Origin of the sequence: Streptomyces sp. NPDC058758 (genome assembly GCF_042746075.1) — a bacterium.
Classification (GTDB): Bacteria; Actinomycetota; Actinomycetes; order Streptomycetales; family Streptomycetaceae; genus Streptomyces.
Genome location: NZ_JBHYPS010000046.1, coordinates 39962 through 56772, shown reverse-complemented (window position 1 = coordinate 56772; position 16811 = coordinate 39962). Strand labels below are relative to the sequence as shown.

Sequence of the window (16811 nt, the reverse complement as noted above, 5' to 3'; positions counted from 1 at the left end):
CGGGCGCGCCGACCTGCTGGCCCGCGACCGGTCCGGCGTGCTGTGGCTGTACCGGGGCACCGGCGACGCCACCCGCCCGTACACCGCCCGCACCCGGATCGGCGGCGGCTGGCAGGGCTACGACCAGCTCGTCGTCACCGGCGACCTCACCGACGACGGCAGGACCGACGCGGTGGCCCGCGACCGGACGGGCGTCCTGTGGCTCTACAAGGGCACGGGCAAGGCGGCCGGCCCGTTCACCGCCCGCACCCGGATCGGCGGCGGCTGGAACACGTACAACCACCTGTTCTGACCCGCGAGCAGCAGCCTGACGGGGGGCACGGGACACCGTGCAGGAGCCCGTGCCCCCAGCGCTACCAGCGACACACTGCCTCTATCCGAGCCAGACGATGTTCAGGACCGTCAGCCGGCGCAGAGGACGGTTGACCCAGTAGGTGAGGGACATCTGGCCGACGAAGGCGTAGCGCACGTCCTCGCCTTCAGGGTCGTCCTCGTTCCATTGGCGGAACCCCCAGGGATCTGCCGCGGCGGCGTCCAGGACGTCCCATACGGTGTCTTCGACATGTTCGGGCAGGGTGTCTAGGCCATCTCTTTCGGATCTTGCCGGGCTCGCGACGCCTGGCACGCACGCTCGCCGCGTTGTCGTCGGTCGCCGATGCTCCGCATGGTCTCCCTCCTCCGCCTTGCGATCGCACGCACCAGACGCCGCTCCCTGACCCGGCCTGATCCGAAAGAAACGGCCTAGGGCCTTGGCGGCCTGCGAGGAGATGCGGACCGCATAGAGCGCTTCGGTCACCGGCGGCGCCTCCCCCGCAGCTGCGTCATGTCGATGGCGTCGCTGTCGTCATAGCCGGAGGCGGCGAACGCGTCGACGGCCGGAGCGTGGGCGAGGCGTCCCTGCCAGTCCTGGACGACCTCGTACAGTCCGGCGAGAGAGAACGTACGGCGGGACTCCTCCAGAGCGGCCGTCCATTCCCGCTCGAAAGCCGGCACCCACCGCTTCGCGTACTCGCTTGAGCGTAGCTGGGCCAGGAGCTCGGCCGGTGCGCCGGGCGCGGGAGCGTAGGACGGAGCAGGGGTATGTTCGGGCTGCGCGCTCATCGGCACCTCCGTGAGGGGCGTGGTGATGCCACCGTACGCGGGAGGCGGACTCATCGTGAACCGTCTCAGGCAGAAGGCACGCCGTCCGCCTGCGTCGCTCTGCGCGCTCGGGTCGCCTTCGTACAGCGCTGTGCCCCGCTCCGGGGTACGGGGCACGGGCGGAGCGAGGGTCCAACGGTCAATCAGCTCTACTTCCTTGGCGTTCACGGTAGCGGGGGCAGTGGATGCTTCGTCGGCCGGTTTGGCCTGTGGATGGCCGCAGTGGAGGTCGTGGCGCGGGTGGATCAGTGTGACGATCAGCCGGTCGACGCATACGTGCGCAAGGTGCTGGGCCCCGCAGGCCCTCGGCGCGACGCTGCTGTGTCGCCGTACTGCTTGATGAGCACGAAGAGGGTGGCCACGGGCTGCTCGTGGCCACCCTTGCCACCGCCGGAAGGTCAGGGACCGGACGGTCGGCAGGACGGTTGGGGCGGCCGTCCGCGTCAGTAGAGGTCCAGACTGAAGTAGGCGTCGTTGTAGAGGGGCTGGCGTGCGGTGAAAGGTGTCGTCCTCAGGCCTGTCCCCCGGTAGACGTACGGTTTGTTGGGGGCCTCCGCCAGGCCTACCAGGTCGGCGTATCCGTCCCGGTCCACGTCGCCGAAGCCGAAGACGTGGTCGTAGACCTGCCAGCCGCCGCCGATCCGGGTGCGGGCGGTGAAGGTACCGTCGCCCTTGCCGAGGTACAGCCACAGGACACCGTCCCGGTCGCGGGCCACGAGGTCGCCGACCGCGGCACCGGCGACGTTCCCGACGGCGGCAAGGTCGTTGTAGACGCCCCAACCGCTGCCGACCTTGGTGCGCTTGGCGAAGGGCGCGGAGGCGCTGCCGGTCCCCTTGTACAGCCACAGGACGCCGGCCTTGTCGGCGGCGAGGAGGTCGGTGTGGCCGTCGCCGGTGAGGTCGGCGGCGCTCGTGATCCGGTTGTACACCTGCCAGCCGCCGCCGACCTGCACCCGGCGGGTGAGGCCCTTGCCCGTGCCCTGGTAGAGCCACAGGACGCCGGCCCGGTCGCGGGCCAGCAGGTCGGAGTGCGGGGGGCCGGCGAGGTCGCCGGTGGCGACAATCCGGTCGTAGATCTGCCAGCCGCCGGTACCCAGGGACAAGGGCTGGGTGTAGGAGGTGTTGTACGCGCCGAGGGGGGTGATGGGGTTGTGAGCCACCAGACTGTTGTCGTATTCGCGGTGAACCAGGTCCGGGACGCCGTTGTCGTCGTAGTCATGGGGCACGGGGGCGCGCTTGACGGTGAACGTCCCGCTCTTCTCCACCGCTGGGCCGATGCCGTTGGCGGGGGTGGCCGTCAGATGCCAGGTGTAGGCGCCGTTGGGGGCGGGGACGCCGCTTTCCGGCATGTAGTCCGACAGAGCACCGTTCCAGGTGTACCGCTCCGCGTCCGAGAGCCCGCGGGTGCTCGGGGACCAGGTCAGTGTCCGGCCCGTGGCCACGTGGGTCGCCTTCACCACCGTGAGGGCCTGACGGTTGCTGAGTAGCCAGAAGAAGTCCGCCGACTTGTCCTGATCGAGGTCGATCACCTCAGGCACGTCGTCGCTCAGGTAGGTGAGCGCGGTGGGCCGGCCGTCGCTCGCCACCTGCTCGGCCGCCGGGACGCCGTCCGCGCCGAGGAGGATCCGGTAGACACCCTCGCCTCCGGCGAGGGTCCCGCCCTGGGCCAGCATGGTGCCGCCGGGGCCGGGAACGGCGCGGTCGAAGGTGTCGAGCACCTTGACCGACCTCTCGTCCGTCAGGGACCGGGCGGTGAGCCCGTACAGCGCGTTGGTCCGGTACGCCTCGTGGGCGCCGCCCTGACCGTAGAGCACCCAGCCGTCGATGAGGGCGACCCGGAGCCCCGCCGCCATTCGCAGGGGAATGCGCAGGGCATCGTCAGGGGTGGTGCCCCGGGGCATGACGACCACGGTGGCGGTGGTGGAGTTCGCCGGCGTCTCGACCCAGGCCAGGTGCGTCGGTGAGACGGCAATACCGCTGGTCGCGTGCGCGGGCGTCACGTCGTCGGCGCTCGCGCGCCGCTCGATGTCGACGACGGCGAGATGGGAGACGGCCGTCGTGTCGGGCGGGTCCACGTACCTCACCAGGACGGTGTGAGGGGAGTCGATGGCGACGGACGTGAAGTCCGCGCCCTCGGGAAACCCGGTGACCTTCTCCGCGCGCAGCCCCGTCGCCGTCCTGGTGACAATGTGCAGTTCCTCGCCGCCCCCCGGGTCGGCCCACACCGCGACAAAGGAGGACGGGCCGGAGGCCACCCCCGACGTGTAACCCGGCGCCAGGTGAGCGAGGTCCGTCGCCACGGGCTCACCGCCCGTGCCCATGTCCCGGACGGTACGGACGGTGCCCTCGCCCTGGGTGAGCAGGTCGGTCCGCCCGGTCTGGACGTACGGCCTGGAGCCGGGCAGCAGGGTCGTGGAGCCGTCCGCGTACCGGGTCCACGCGTACGAGAACACGCCGTCGGCGGAGTACCGGGTCAAAAACCCGGAAGGTCCGCCACCGACCACGGTTCCACCGGGCCGGATCCGCGCGACGTCCTGCGGGGCGTCGGCGGCCGTCACCGCCGCCGGGACGGCCGCGGACGCCGGAATGGTCAGGGCACCGCCGGTCACCACGAGGGCGACGCTCACCGCGGCGGTGAGAAAGCCAGGAGCGGTGGTGGCGGACGACGTACGGGCAGCGCGAGTGGCGCGGGCCGGGTGGGCGGTGCGAGGCAAAGGAAACGTTCCTCCCCAGGAGTGCGGGATGGCGCGACACGCCACGCCCGCATGACTCACCAGGCACCCCGAGGGTTGTATGCCGGATTGAAGAATCTGTAGTCCGTCAGGTCCGGAGGTTACCCAGGTGCGACCTGCGACAGCGGACCCCGGCAGGCATTGCCGGGTCGGCCACGGCAGCCGGGCCGAAACGTCTGCCGGCGGTGCGGTGTCGGGAGACGGATCCCTCACGTAGCGGGCGTGTCGGGGCCGCGCCTCGCAGACAGCCCTCACAGCGAACCCGCCCCGGAGAAAAGAAGGATGTCCCGTCCACGGCCCCCGCTGCGCACAGCACTGTGCCCGCTCCGGGGAGCGGGCACAGGCGAACTCAGTGCCGTTCGGGAACAGGTGAGTGGGTCCATCCCTGCGCGTGCGGAGAGCACTGGGTTGTCGTGGCGAAGGGCCGTGTCCACCTTCCCGTGTGTCTCGGTCAGCGACCGATCTGGAACACCGAGTCGGACTCGGTGGCGTTCAGTGGTCTCGGGTGTCTCGCCTCGAACGCCTTCAGCTCGGATGCACCTCTGACGGTGGCCCTCGCATGATGTCGGCGGCTCTGCCGGCAGCGGTCTCTTGCGGTAGCAGTTGATCGTTTCGCCCCTACCCTGGCCAGGTGCAGCTGACCCTCCTGGACCGCGTCGATGAGAATGAGGCCCTTTCCCTGGCCGGTCCCGACGCGGACGTTTTCCCTGTGCCCGGCGCGACCGTCGCCCTCGGTGCCACGTCAACGGTCATCGTCGCGGAGGCCGGCGACGATCCTGCGGCCAGCGGAGTGTGGAATGCCGGAGAGTTCCGCCTGCTCGGACCTGCTCCTGCTCCGGTCACGTCGAGGCTCATGGGACCCATGCCCTTCAGCACAGCAGGGGCTCCGGAGAAGGTACCCCTCCACCTATTCGTACGGCTCGATGGCGTCTGTCTGTACCTCGGCGTGGTGCAGGTCTCCATGTGTGAAGCCGGCGAGGACGTACTCAGCCGCTGCGACCTGCGTATCAGCCCTCCGTTGAAACGCGAGATCCTCGACCTGGTGCGGCCTCCGGTCACGCTGCCGCCTCTTCCCGGCCTGGACTGGCTCAGCGACACAGGAGCGAAACCCGGCAGGGCTCTGGAAGATTTTGTCACCGGTTGGTACCCGGAGAGCGACACTCAGACCTGGGACGTTGCCATGCCTGACTTCATCCCCGGGGCACTGGCCGACTTCTATCGGCTGGCCGCGCGAAGGCCCGCCCTCATGGGCAGCCATAACCGGATCGTGCCGATGGCCGAGTTGCGCGCGCAGGAGGGTGCGGAACTCCTTGTCTTCGGGGTCGAGTGCCAGGGGGGCTGGACCTGGTCGATACCCCGGACAGCAGGTGACACTGATGTCGATCCCTCCGTGAGGCTTGAGGACGCCCGCTTCGAGGACCATCGTTCCGCGGCGGAACACGAACCGTTGAGTGGATTCCTCCTGCAGTTCGCCTTGAAGGAGGCAGCGGTCACCGCACCCTACGTGGCCTATTCCTTCGATTTTCCTAGGCGATTCCTACCCCAGCTTGAGAGCTGTCTGCAGCGCGTTCCCCTGCAGCCGTTCCTGGCGCCGATAGCGCCGACAGACCTCCTGGTTGCTCCTGGGCTTGTCGCCACCGTCACGCCTGGTTGGGACGACGACAAAGTCGAGGTCCGCATTGGCGCCTGCCGCCGGAGCGCGCTACACCCCCTCATGCAGCTCGACATCCCTTGGCGAAGCTTCGACGGCTGACCGCCTGCCACACGGGTGGTTTCGCCATCAGGGGGACAGCGGAACCACGCTTCTGCCGTCGCTCCCCGCGCGAGCGACAGGTTCGACACTCCTTTGGAGTGGGGGCCATCCCCGCAAGCGGGGGGGGAGCAGTCTTCCTGATCAGCAAGAGCCGCACTGTCAGCACCACCGTCTACGGTGCGACCATGTCGTTCGCCCTGCCCGATGGTCTGCCTCCCGGCCGGTTGTTGTCTTCCGGTCCCGCATGCGTGTGGGTCTCGGACGAATTCCCGCATGACATCGAGCGCCTGTGGCCTCGCCTGGCGAGGGAGCAGAAAGCCTACGGCCTGGTTCCGCTCCTGTGTCGGCCCGACGCCATGGGAAGGCCGCTCGGCCTGGACCACGTCGACGCCGTCCGCCTGGAAGAGGTGCTGGCCACAAACTTCGCCGAGTACCGGCGCAGGAGACTGCCCTTCTGGACGGACCCGACACCGGCCCCGGCTCCTGAGGGAATCGAGCCATGGCCACACGACCCCGGGCCGCCCTTCGAGCAGTGGCCCGGCCTGGCACCGCAGACGCCAGCTGCACCCGTGGACCGGAAACCCGAGGAGGCGGCGGCAAGCCTGCTGGCTTGGTTCACCGAGACGGGCCAGTTCGGGCTGGACGAGTGCCGCCTCGCGCTCGTCCCCGCCCGTCGCGGCAGCGATGCACTGGCATCGATCGGCTGGCCCGCAAAGGCACCGCTGCCCCTGCTGTGCGCGCTCCTGCGGAGCTGGGAAGACCGCTTCGATGCCCGAGTCGTGGCAGTGTTCGGCAGCGAGCTGCACGTCTCGGTCGCCAGGCCGCCGGTCGATGCAGAGCACACGAACCTGCTCGCCGTGGAACACGCACTCTCCACCGCGAACAACATCGTCGACAACCCGCCCACGCCCTTCCCCGAGTACGCGATGGACCTCCTAGGACGAACGTGCTGGTCGTTCTGGTGGGACTAACGAGCTCGTGCACGATAAAAATTCGGGCACACCAGCGGAGCCTGCTGTCAAGAGACGAGGCTTTGACCAGCATGGATGTGATGGAGGGGGAGCGTCAATCCTTATCGCGCACGAGCTCGTTACCTACCGCCTCGCCCCCCCAAGCCCGAACGGAGCGAGCAGCCGGCGGAAAGGCTGAGGAACTGCGTCATGAGGCGTGGGCGGGGTTCCGGCTTCGATCTCCCGCAGCAGTTCCCCGTCATCGTCATAGAGCTCAAGACTGAACCGCAGACCGAACCGGGTCAGCAGCACAGCGAGATCCTCGAACCGTTGAGGATCGACAACTCCGTTCAGGAGCGTGTCCCCGTCGGTCGGGTCGACCTCGATGCGGCACCAGCCGGTCTCGACCTCATACGACTCCCACGACGAGCCGGATTGGGATCTCCAGCCGGCCCCGATGAACCGCTCGGCCACCCACGACGCGCTCGGGGCTTCGGCCAGGCCGCCACACACATTGTTGCTGATCTCATGCCACACGGGATCGAGCGGCTGTCCCTCATCGGATATGTCCACAGCTGGATTATGGAGCAGACCCCTCAACCCGTGATCGCACACGCTATCGGCATCAAAACTTGTCGATGTTGATCACTGCACCCCGGGTCACGTGCCTCCCGGACTCCTCGACTATCGCCCCCACGAAGCCGTCATAGCCAGACGGGTGTCCAGAACGTCGAGCTGTAGATTCGGGGGCATCCCTGCGGGGGCGGGGACAAGTTGCTCGCCGACTGCCCGCCCCCGCGTGGAGGCCTCCCCGCGGGGGCGGGGACCAGCTTCCGGGCCAGCAGTTCTACCCGACGCCAGCCCTCTCCCGGGCAACTTTCACCGGTACAGACAAAACACCCCTCAAGGTCCAGAGAACCACCCGTGGTGAACACCAGGGGGAAGCAGCCCCGGCCATGGTGAGCAATCACGGCGACCGCTCCCCCGCCGCTGTGACCACCGACAGCAATGCCTGCAGGCGGCCATTGTCGCGGCCGGTTCCGTTGCTTCCCTGAGCATGACGAAACCGGGCTCTCTTCGCGGCGAGACCGGCGGCTCGGTCGTGGGGCGGGAAAAACGATGGGTCGCTGCAGCACCTGCCCGTACGATGCCGGGGTGGTCTTCGTCGTCCAGCGGCCAAGGACACCGGTCTCCGGTTCGCCCGGAATCGGAAACCCGGGTTCGAATCCCGGCGAAGGCTCCTTCACCACAAACACGCGGCATCTGCAGCTCCGGGGCCTGCCGCTGTAAGTTCCGCTGCCCCTCGGCCGCCAAGCAGACACGACACTGGCCGTGACAAGCATGCCCGGCTGATGGTCCAGTTCGTCCAAGGCACACTCGGGCCTCGGAAGCGAGGGCGGCCAAACCATCAAAGGCGCAACCCGCAGACGCGGAGAACGGCCTGGAACACCGGGATCAGCGCACACACAGGACAACCAGCCTCACGGGGGGCGGGGAGCAGCCGGTCCGCAGGCCGACGGCCGAGTCGGTGTCACAACGAGCCTGACGGGGGGAGCAGACTTCCTGACCTGCAGTTCTAACCGACACCGGTCCACTCCCAAGCAACTTTCACCGAATCGGAAAACCTCCCGGCCACCGCCCCTGGTCCCCTCAGCGGCGCGGTCGCCGATGCCACGGTGATGCTGCATGGGGTGGGTGAGCGGGCAGGGAGGACACAGGTCCCGGCGGGCGCTCTGGCCCATCGTCGACCCAGGCTCCGCGCGGTTCGCGATCGTCCGCCTCCACCTTCCACCACACCTGCTGAACCGAACGCGAACGGTCTGCGTCTCTCCTCGGCGTCTTGTCCGAGGCCCCGGTGGCAGGCAAGAGGCACCCACGGTGCCAGCGCGCCCTTTCCGGTCACCGACAAGCCAGGGCTGGCCGTTCTCCATGCCGTTCTTGGAGGTCAACCTTGCCGGCGCCGACGCCTTCAGGTTCTCATCTGCTGCCGCGTAGCAGGTGAGCGGCTGCGCTGCCGGGCGGCGGGGCGGGCCACTGTCCTGAATACGTGCCCTTTCCACTAAACCGTGATCCCGATCATGTCGCTCTGGGTGCAGGCGTGGTCTCGTCTAAGGGCTGTCCCGCAATGATCGGCTGGTGCGCCCGGCCTCAAGGGTGCGGAGCCAGGGCGGCATGATGTCCCCCGTGATGAACAGTGCAGACCTGCAGCCTGCCCGGATAGCGGGTTACAACGGTGGCCCCCTCACGTACCAGGTCGGGCTCTTGGACGAGCCGCTCTTCTGGCTGGGGCACCTCTCCTCGTGTATCCAGAGCGAGGAGGCCGAGGAACTGCTGTTCGGCGCGGACTATGACGCGGCCGGCGACTTCCAGCGGCGGTTCTGGGAGCGGGCCGAGTGGCCGGCCTTCACGGTTCCGCTCGCTGCTGAGCACCGTCTTCACGTGGTCTACCGGACTGTCGCAGACGACACCGGAATCGACTACCTCCTCCACCACCCCGACTGGGGTCAGCCCGAACTCCTCGCCCGGGATGACGGGCACTTCATGGGTCCGGGCCTGTCCTGGCCCGAGCTCGTGGCAGCTGCGGACAACATGCTGCCCGGCGGCAGCACCACCGATCCCCACTCCCGCCTGCTGCTCCTGGTGCCTGCGTTCGGCGACGATGCAGTACCCGACGACGCCGTTGGCCGTCTGGCGGGTGCGCTACGCGCCCGCACGAGCGTGGAAGACCCCGAGACCCTCGCCGCTGCTCTCCTGGAGGACCAAGGGGCTCCCGGCCCCGCGCGCTGGACGGTAGCCGGGCACGGTTTCTCCGTGAACGATGGCGAGTACTCCTTCCGCAACCCCACCAACCGCTTCGCCCTGTCAGCCGATCGCCTGGCCCGGGTGGCCACCGCGCTGGCGCCTTGACCCACACAACAATTTCCAACGGCGAGGGGTGGTGGCTGGAACGATCTAGCCGTGACTGCTGTGATCACGGCTACGCAGCCGGCGTGGATAGCCCCGTTCACCGGGCTGAGCCCGCGGCAGTTCAGGAAGATGGTGACGGTACTGCGGCGCGAGGGGGCGGACGCGGTTCGCAGGGGCCGGCCGTGGAGTCTGCCGCTGGAGGACCGGGTACTGCTGGTCACGACGTACTGGCGCACGAACCTCACCATGCGCCAGCTCGCACCGCTGTTCGGGGTGTCCAAGTCGGCGGCGGATCGGATCATCGACCACCTCGGGCCGATGCTCGCGCTCCGGCCCCGGAAGCGGTTCGCCAAGGACACCGTGCTCATCGTGGACGGCACCCTGGTCCCGACCCGGGACCACACCATCGCCGAGCGGTCGAAGAACTATCGGTACTCCACCAACCACCAGGTCGTCATCGACGCCGACACCCGCCTGGTCGTCGTGGTCGGCCGGCCTCTGCCCGGGAACCGCAACGATTGCAAGGCATGGGAGGAATCCGGAGCCAAGGTCGCCGTCGGCAGGACCCTCACGATCGCCGACGGCGGCTATCCGGGCACCGGTCTCGTCATCCCGCACCGGCGCCGGCGCGGCCAGGCCGAACTGCCGGACTGGAAAGAGGACCACAACAAGTCCCACAAGCAGGTCCGGGGCCGCGTCGAGCACGTCTTCGCCCGCATGAAGACCTGGAAGATCCTCCGGGACTGCCGCTTGAAGGGTGATGGTGTCCACCATGCCGTGCTCGGTATCGCCCGGCTGCACAACCTCGCCCTCGCCGGATAGGCCCACAGGTCACTGTGGGCCGCGACCTCATCCTCGGTGACTCGTAGATCATTTACGGGACAGCCCTTACGCGAGCGCAGCTACGACCCCAGTACCGGCCGCTTCGCCTCGCCTGACCCGAAACCCGCGGACAACGACAGTCCCAACCTCTCCCCGTACGCGTACGCCAACAATGATCCGATCAACCAGGCAGACCCGTCAGGCCGCTGCCCGCTGTGCGTCAGCATCGGCGTCGGTGCCGTCGTCGGAGCAGTCATCGAGGGCGGCTTCTACGGCTGGCAACACCGTAACGGTGACTTCTCCTGGGGCGACTTCGCCAAAGCGACAGGCCAAGGAGCAGTCACAGGGGCCGCAGCCGGAGCCCTCCTGCCCGGCGCCGGCAACGCGGCAGCTCGGGTAGCAGGCCTGTCCGGTGGCCGCGCTTTGGCCACCTCCGCCGTCGTGAACGCCGGCGTCGGAGCAGGATTCTCCTGGGCGATCAATGAGGCATACTGCCGACCCACCGACCCAGGGGATCTCCTCCTCGGCGCACTTGGAGGAGCCAGCAGTAGCCTCATGGGTCCCGCAGCCAACTGGATAGCTGGCCGTCTCCGGCCGGGCTCTCAGGTCCCGCCGCGATTCGGTCCTGGAGCGGCGCACGCCGATGATCCGGCGGTGAGCTCGAGCTTGCCGATCCAGGACCGGCTGGCGGAGCTCTACCGGCGTCTTGACGCCCTTCCGGCGCCCAAGACCGCGGACGAAGCCCTGGAGATGCTGAATTCCACACTCGTGGAAGTCGAGGATCAGTTCAGCGGCGTGATTGCCAACCCGAATCCAGGCCTCAAGTTCGACGGACGGATGTACCCGCCCCGGTCGGATTACATCGAGCGGGGAATCGACGGCAGCATCAAGGCGACCACCAAGGGTAATATTATTCGGATATCTCCGAACGGATCAATAGCGATCCTTAATCGGAAATCGGGTGAAACCGTCTATAGCAAGAAGGGTGGTGGGTGACCGCGATGGATCAACCTCTCTCCGACATTGAGTCACTGCTGGAATCAGTCACCGGTGGCGTCGCCGACTGGACTGTACACAGTTTCTCCTCCGGGGCCGTCTCGATCGACATTCGCTTAGAGGGTCGAGTAGCCGTGGTGGACGGGGTCCCCTCCCTCGGAGAGTGGGGAGTCTCCTTCGACGTACCGGAACACGAAGGTTTCACGGGGCACGAGCACATCTTCTCCACCCCCGAGGAAGTTCTGCGCTTCTCATGGTCGAACCTGTCGCGTCCGTAGTGATGCCGACCGCGTGGTGCCGCTCCACCGGCACCACGCACGCGGAGGCCCCCAGCCTGTCCGGCGGGGGTCTTCGTCGGATTTCAGGGCGCATCGCTTGCGCGTCGACGGCATCCCGGGCGGAGGGAAAGGTTCCGGGTGCAGATGCCATCCAACAGTTCAACGGCACCGCCTGCCCGGAGCGCGGTGCCGATTACGCCGTCATCATCGGCCCTCAACGGCTTCACGCAGCCCCCTCGACTTCGCCTCCCGCCACCGTCTGATCACCGTCGGCCACGAAAACCTGAAGAGATGGGCCCACGGCACCCACCTCTACGACATCACCCGCCCCCGCACCACCCTGTAAGCCGGCGTCAGGATGCAAACGGTCGACCCACCACCCCGTCGGCAAACCGATTCGTACGGCAGGAGGAGTGTTTTGGACCTCCGCCGTGCCGCCCGGCATGACGCGGCCGAGCTCACCCAGCTGCGCCGCATCATGCTCGACACCACGCGGCCCACACCGGACGGCGAATGGGTCACGGCATGCGAGGCGGCTTTCACCGCTTTCTTCGAAGGCCCCTGCTTCGTCGCCTTCGCCGTCGATGCGCCCGACGGTGCCGGTCTCGACTCCTGCCCGGTCAGCACCCACGCCCCTCGCTTTCACAGCCCCACCAGCGGCTCTCCATTCCACGGCGAGATCCACTCTGCCGCCACCGACCCCGCCTGGCGTCGGCGCGACTATGGACGCGCCGTCGTCACCGCAACCATGCAGTGGCTCGCCGACCAGGGTTGCTTCTCCGTCCGCCTCAACGCCTCCCCCGCCGGACTCCCCCTTTCCACCGAGCTCGGCTTCCGCCCCATCCCCGCACCAGCCATGACCTGGAGCTGCCAACAGGAAACGATCCAGCATCTCCGAACCAGAGCAGCCGTTGCAGGGCCGCACTCGCCACATTCGATCGAGCCGAGCGCCCCGAGGGGCGGGAAGGGCCTCCGATGCGATCTGGGCATCTCCCTGTCGAGTTCCTCGACGCGCAACAGATCGACTTCGTCGAGCACTCTCTACACCGCGTTTCACCGACGCCGGTAGCGACTCCGTCAGCTTGATCGTGGAGATCCCCGCCGGAATGCACGTGCGCCGCATACCCCCGGCCATGCCCCTGCCCGCCGATGTGGAACACCCGAAGCGAGGACGTCGCCATACTGCTGGCCGAGTTCGCCCGCATCCCCGATCCCCGTGCCGCGCGCGGGCGCCGCTTCCCGCTGCCGTCGCTCCTGACGTTGTCGTTGTGCGCGCTGACTCCGGCGGGGCACGACTCGCTCACCGCGGCGGCCGAGTGGTGCCGGCACGCCACCGACGCCGAACTCTCCGCGCTCCAGCTCCCATACGACCTGGTCACGGGCGGCTACCGCGTGCCCAGCGAGAAGACTCTAGGCGGGTGCTGGGCCTGCTCGATCCGGCTCGCCTGAGCACCGTCGCCTTCGCCTACCTGCTGCCTGAACCCGGACAGACCAAAAGCCACCGCCGCGCCGCGCCGGACGGGCTCGACGAGCGCGAACAGCGTCGCCGCCACGCGACCGCGGGCCGGGAGTGCCCCACCTCACGTCGCCGCGCGATCGCGATCGACGGTAAATGCCTGCGCGGCGTCCGCCCCACCGACAGCAGCCGCGTCTTCGTCCTCTCGGCCGTCACCCACGGCGACGGCATCACCCTTGCCTGCCGCGAGATCGCCGCCAAGACCAACGAAATCCCCGAGTTCGCCCCGCTCCTCGACCAGATCGACGACACCGACTTGCCTAGCGCGATCGTCACCGTGGATGCCCTGCACGCACAACGGGATCACGCCACCTACCTGGTCGAACAGCGCAGCGCTCACTACCTGTTCACGATCAAGGGGAACCAGAAAAAGCTCGCCCGCCAGCTGCACACCCTGCCCTGGAAGGACATCCCCGTCGTCCACCGCGACGACTTCACCGGCCACGGCCGCAGCGAACGCCGGCTCATCAAGGTCGCCACCGTCAACAACCTGCTGTTCCCCCACGCACGCCAAATCCTGCGCATCCAGCGCAACCGGCGTGTGACCGGGCAGAAACGCTGGCGCACCGAGACCGTCACGCGATCACCGACCTACCCGCCGAGCAGGCCACCACGGCAGAGATCGCCTCCTGGGCCCGCGGCCACTGGACCGTGAAAAACACCCTGCGCTGGTGCCACGATGTCACCTTCTGCGAGGACACCAGCCAGGTCCGCTGCCCGACGCGCCCACGCCGACCGGCACCGCGTCCTCGCACTCTACGGACTCACGTGATCACGAACCTGGACATCCAGCCTGAACGCCGGGGCCCTGCTCCCTGCTCCCACGAACCCAGCGACCAGGCCAGACCACAAGATCGAGCCTTCCGGTCAGCGCCCAGGTCCACAGGAGTTCTCACTGGATCTGCGCCCTTCTCAATCAACCTGCACCACAGCAGGTCAGAGCACATACAGAGGGACACCCCCCGTTCTCAACTATCTGCAACACCGCAGCTCACAGAGCCGCACAAATCTCACTCTTGATGAGAAGTCACATCAGCACCCCCCACTCACCACAGGCTACCCAGACCAGAACACCCCCGGCTCCCCCACCACCCGGACCCCCGCAGACATCACAAGACCGGCAGACAGCGGGCACCCGGGCAAGGCCGGCACAAGCAGGCGAGAGGACGCCCGGCAAGGTGCAACGTCGGCCCGGCCTCTCCGGGCGGGGGCACTCTCCCCCAACTAAGCGCCCCGGGGCACAAGGCAGCAGAAGCAACACGCCACGCCAACGGAACACCGCCCGACACCACACGTCCCGTATGCGATTTCCGCATACGGGATACAGAACTCCAGCACTATGCGGAAAACACATCACCCACTCCCCCACCGCCACCCCCGCGCGCGGGAGCAGCGCCGGCTCCAGAGCGAGGCCGGCAACAAAGCCGGGCCCATCCCCACACGGGCGGGGAGCAGCATCCCTTGAGGTGGGCGTACGCCAGCGCGTCAGGCCCATCCCCGCACGAACGGGGAACAGATCTGACTCCGGATACTGTTCCAGAAACGCCCGGGCCCATCCCCTCACGAGCGGGGAGCAGCTGGTCGTGCGCACCGTCATGCCGAACACGATGGGGCCATCCCCGCGGGCACGGGGAACAGCAGCCGGGCAGGTCGTCCGTGACGTACTGCAGGGGCCATCCCCACAGACGCAGCGAGAAGGACAGGATCGACGAGCTCGGGCGTCCCTTCTGGGGGCCATCCCCGCAGGCACGGGGAGCAGATCGGCGTCCACCCCGCCTTCGGGGCGTTCCTGGGTCCATCCCCGCAGGGGGCGGGGAGCAGTTAATCCCGCCACCCGCGTAGCGGGCGCGCATGGGACCATCCCCGCACGAACGGGGAACAGGCGACGATACCCTCACGACCCGCCGCCTCACCCGCAAAGGCCCACCGACCGACTGGACGAAGAAGCCGACCATCGACTGACGGCCTCCTGGACCCGGGCCCGCCGCGACCACAGCCCAGCTCCGTCACACAGCGAGGTACATACCGACCGACGCCGGGGCCGTCTGCCGGAATCCGAACTTTTCATACAGGAACCGGGCATCGCCGTCAGCGATCAGCGAGACATACGCACCGTCCGGCGCCCTCCGCTCCAGCTCACCCATCAACTCCGCCATGATCCTCTTGCCCAGGCCGCGCCCCTGGTGCTGAGGCACGACACAGATGTCAACGATCTGGAAGAAGCAACCACCGTCTCCGATCACACGCCCCATCCCGACCGGCTCATCCCCACACAACACCGTTACGCCGTGCCAGGTGTTCGGCAGGCCCGCCTCGGCGGCCTCCACAGTCTTCGCGCTCAACCCCGAGGTCACCCGCAACCGGAGGTAGACCTCCACGGGCGGCGAACCAACACGGAGCGAGTAAGGGTCAAAATCAGTTTTCACCCAGTACATAGTACGGAAGGGGACGCCCAGGACAAAGAAACCGACCACATCCCGCGCCACCCCAACTGCCAGCCGGATCCCAAACACTCACACACCCCTGCCATCCAGCCTCCGCCCCGTCGGGACCATCCACGCACGAGCAGAGCAGCAACCGTTTCCGGTGGCGTACACGACGGATCCGCCGGGACCATCCCCGCGCAAGCAGAGAACAGAGCCGGCCGCGCGCTTCCCCAAGGACTCGGATGCCCCCCCGCACGAACCGGGAGCAGGACCTCGACCTGGCCGGCGTCCTCACCGACGCGGGGCCATCCCCGCGCGCGGGGAGCGGGCTCGCCTTCAACGGCACCATCATCGAGACCGGCACCGGCTCCTACCGCCCCGCCGGCACCCGAGCCCGAACCGAGGAAGCGGCCAAGGCTGGTTGACCCCTGCCGCCGCCTACCTTGACGGGCCGCCGCCCTCCGGGCGGCGGCCCGTCATCCCAAGATGCCCCAGTAGGCTGCGCTGGTCATGGACCCGCACGCCGCACCCGAGCAGACTCGGCACGACGCGATCTCTTGCGGTCCGCCGATCCGGCAACTCTTCCGGGAAGTCATCGCCGACCGCATGCAGGACCGCATGCCCCTCCAAGCGGCGATGCTGTTCGGCCCAGAGATCGACCCGACCTGGGACGACCGGTCCTTCCTCGCTGAGTTCTACAACGAGATCCTCCACCAGGACACCTGCCAGCCCCACACCGCCGACGGCCTGGCCCTGCTTGCGGCCCTGGCCGTCGACGACCGGATTCCCGCCCGACACCGGTTCCAAGCCGTCAACGTGCTGTTCAGCGCCGCCACCGTCGCCGAGCGCCACCTCGCCGAGACCTGGCCGGCCACCCCGCAGCATGCCGATCCCGACAGCGAGGTCCGGGCCCGCAACGCAGTCCAGTTGCACACCCCTGATCTACTCGCCCGCTGGCCGGCCGAATCCCCCGCAGTTCGGCTGGCCCTCGCCGGCCTCGCCGTCGTCTTCCCGACAGACCGCACCCTGCCAACCCTGACAGCGCACCTGCACACCTTCATGAACCAGCACCCCCAGGGCACCGACATCGGTGACTACGTGCGGTTCGTCCTCGTGCTGGCCGCCCAAGACGACAGCCAAACCCTCGCGGTGACCGAGAAACTCACCGACGCCTACTGGACGGGCACAGCACACGGAGTGCCGACACGCGCACGAGCTCTCCACCTCCTCGACCAGATCCTGACCAAGGTCAAAGCCGGACTCACCCGGCCACGCACCGGGCAATGACGAA

The 16811-nt window shown here is 68.1% G+C and carries 14 protein-coding genes, 1 tRNA gene and 2 pseudogenes; 12 read left to right on the top strand and 5 right to left on the bottom strand.

Going from position 1 to position 16811, the window contains the following annotated elements:
• On the top strand, nt 1-292 hold a 292-nt coding region (locus ACFW6A_RS34330; RefSeq protein WP_386645490.1), incomplete at its 5' end, for an FG-GAP repeat domain-containing protein.
• An 81-nt stretch (nt 293-373) separates the two neighbouring features.
• Here ACFW6A_RS34330 and ACFW6A_RS34325 read toward each other — a convergent pair.
• From ACFW6A_RS34325 to ACFW6A_RS34315, 3 genes are all read right to left on the bottom strand, one after another.
• Nucleotides 374-796, bottom strand: a complete 423-nt coding sequence (locus ACFW6A_RS34325) for a hypothetical protein (RefSeq protein ID WP_386645487.1) — start codon at nt 794-796, stop codon at nt 374-376.
• Nucleotides 793-1101 carry a DUF6247 family protein gene (locus ACFW6A_RS34320; RefSeq protein WP_351850953.1) on the bottom strand — a complete coding sequence of 103 codons (309 nt, stop codon included), beginning with the start codon at nt 1099-1101 and terminating at the stop codon, nt 793-795. Before ACFW6A_RS34320 ends, ACFW6A_RS34325 begins: the two co-directional genes overlap by 4 nt.
• A 482-nt stretch (nt 1102-1583) precedes the next feature.
• A complete protein-coding gene (locus ACFW6A_RS34315; RefSeq protein ID WP_386645483.1) occupies nt 1584-3767 on the bottom strand; it encodes an FG-GAP repeat domain-containing protein in 2184 nt (727 codons plus the stop codon).
• 736 nt (nt 3768-4503) lie between these two features.
• Between ACFW6A_RS34315 and ACFW6A_RS34310 the strand changes: the two genes are divergently transcribed.
• Together ACFW6A_RS34310 and ACFW6A_RS34305 are read left to right on the top strand one after the other, a co-directional pair.
• Nucleotides 4504-5625, top strand: coding sequence for a hypothetical protein (locus ACFW6A_RS34310; RefSeq protein WP_386645480.1), 1122 nt, complete (start codon nt 4504-4506; stop codon nt 5623-5625).
• A gap of 185 nt (nt 5626-5810) precedes the next feature.
• Entirely contained in the window at nt 5811-6596 is a 786-nt protein-coding gene (locus tag ACFW6A_RS34305; protein WP_386645477.1) for a DUF4253 domain-containing protein, read from the top strand.
• A gap of 123 nt (nt 6597-6719) precedes the next feature.
• On the opposite strand, the gene ACFW6A_RS34300 is transcribed toward ACFW6A_RS34305, so the two are convergent.
• Complete coding sequence (locus ACFW6A_RS34300; RefSeq protein WP_386645474.1) at nt 6720-7148, bottom strand: hypothetical protein; 429 nt, start codon at nt 7146-7148, stop codon at nt 6720-6722.
• Between the two features lie 585 nt (nt 7149-7733).
• Between ACFW6A_RS34300 and ACFW6A_RS34295 the strand changes: the two genes are divergently transcribed.
• The 7 genes and pseudogenes from ACFW6A_RS34295 to ACFW6A_RS34265 form a co-directional block, all read left to right on the top strand.
• A tRNA-OTHER gene (locus ACFW6A_RS34295) sits at nt 7734-7815 on the top strand.
• Nucleotides 7816-8762: 947 nt separating this feature from the next.
• Nucleotides 8763-9482: a hypothetical protein gene (locus tag ACFW6A_RS34290; protein ID WP_386477288.1), complete on the top strand. Its 720-nt coding sequence runs from the start codon at nt 8763-8765 to the stop codon at nt 9480-9482.
• Between the two features lie 51 nt (nt 9483-9533).
• Nucleotides 9534-10304 carry a transposase gene (locus ACFW6A_RS34285; RefSeq protein ID WP_386645471.1) on the top strand — a complete coding sequence of 257 codons (771 nt, stop codon included), beginning with the start codon at nt 9534-9536 and terminating at the stop codon, nt 10302-10304.
• A gap of 36 nt (nt 10305-10340) precedes the next feature.
• On the top strand, nt 10341-11300 hold the full coding sequence (locus ACFW6A_RS34280) for an RHS repeat-associated core domain-containing protein (protein ID WP_386477213.1): 960 nt from the start codon (nt 10341-10343) through the stop codon (nt 11298-11300).
• On the top strand, nt 11297-11578 hold the full coding sequence (locus tag ACFW6A_RS34275) for a hypothetical protein (RefSeq protein ID WP_386477216.1): 282 nt from the start codon (nt 11297-11299) through the stop codon (nt 11576-11578). The genes ACFW6A_RS34280 and ACFW6A_RS34275 overlap by 4 nt, the downstream gene beginning before the upstream one ends.
• Nucleotides 11579-11996: 418 nt before the next feature.
• The gene (locus ACFW6A_RS34270) at nt 11997-12647 is read left to right on the top strand and encodes a GNAT family N-acetyltransferase (RefSeq protein ID WP_386477219.1); all 651 of its coding nucleotides are present in this window, start codon (nt 11997-11999) and stop codon (nt 12645-12647) included.
• Nucleotides 12648-12727: 80 nt separating this feature from the next.
• Nucleotides 12728-13823, top strand: a pseudogene (locus ACFW6A_RS34265) (ISAs1 family transposase); the annotation flags it as partial.
• A 1277-nt stretch (nt 13824-15100) separates the two neighbouring features.
• On the opposite strand, the gene ACFW6A_RS34260 reads toward ACFW6A_RS34265, so the two are convergent.
• Entirely contained in the window at nt 15101-15529 is a 429-nt protein-coding gene (locus tag ACFW6A_RS34260; RefSeq protein WP_386477222.1) for a GNAT family N-acetyltransferase, read from the bottom strand.
• A gap of 320 nt (nt 15530-15849) precedes the next feature.
• Here ACFW6A_RS34260 and ACFW6A_RS34255 point away from each other — a divergent pair.
• A pseudogene (locus ACFW6A_RS34255) lies at nt 15850-15945 on the top strand (ATPase); the annotation flags it as partial.
• 85 nt (nt 15946-16030) lie between these two features.
• Nucleotides 16031-16807: a hypothetical protein gene (locus ACFW6A_RS34250; protein WP_386477225.1), complete on the top strand. Its 777-nt coding sequence runs from the start codon at nt 16031-16033 to the stop codon at nt 16805-16807.
• The last annotated feature ends 4 nt before the right edge of the window (nt 16808-16811 follow it).

Excerpts from the sequence above, each read along its gene's own strand:
- ACFW6A_RS34320 (WP_351850953.1), bottom strand. The coding sequence starts at position 1,101 with ATGAGCGCGCAGCCCGAACATACCCCTGCTCCGTCCTACGCTCCCGCG.
- ACFW6A_RS34305 (WP_386645477.1), top strand. The coding sequence starts at position 5,811 with ATGTCGTTCGCCCTGCCCGATGGTCTGCCTCCCGGCCGGTTGTTGTCT.
- ACFW6A_RS34290 (WP_386477288.1), top strand. The coding sequence starts at position 8,763 with ATGAACAGTGCAGACCTGCAGCCTGCCCGGATAGCGGGTTACAACGGT.
- ACFW6A_RS34260 (WP_386477222.1), bottom strand. The coding sequence starts at position 15,529 with ATGTACTGGGTGAAAACTGATTTTGACCCTTACTCGCTCCGTGTTGGT.
- ACFW6A_RS34250 (WP_386477225.1), top strand. The coding sequence starts at position 16,031 with ATGGACCCGCACGCCGCACCCGAGCAGACTCGGCACGACGCGATCTCT.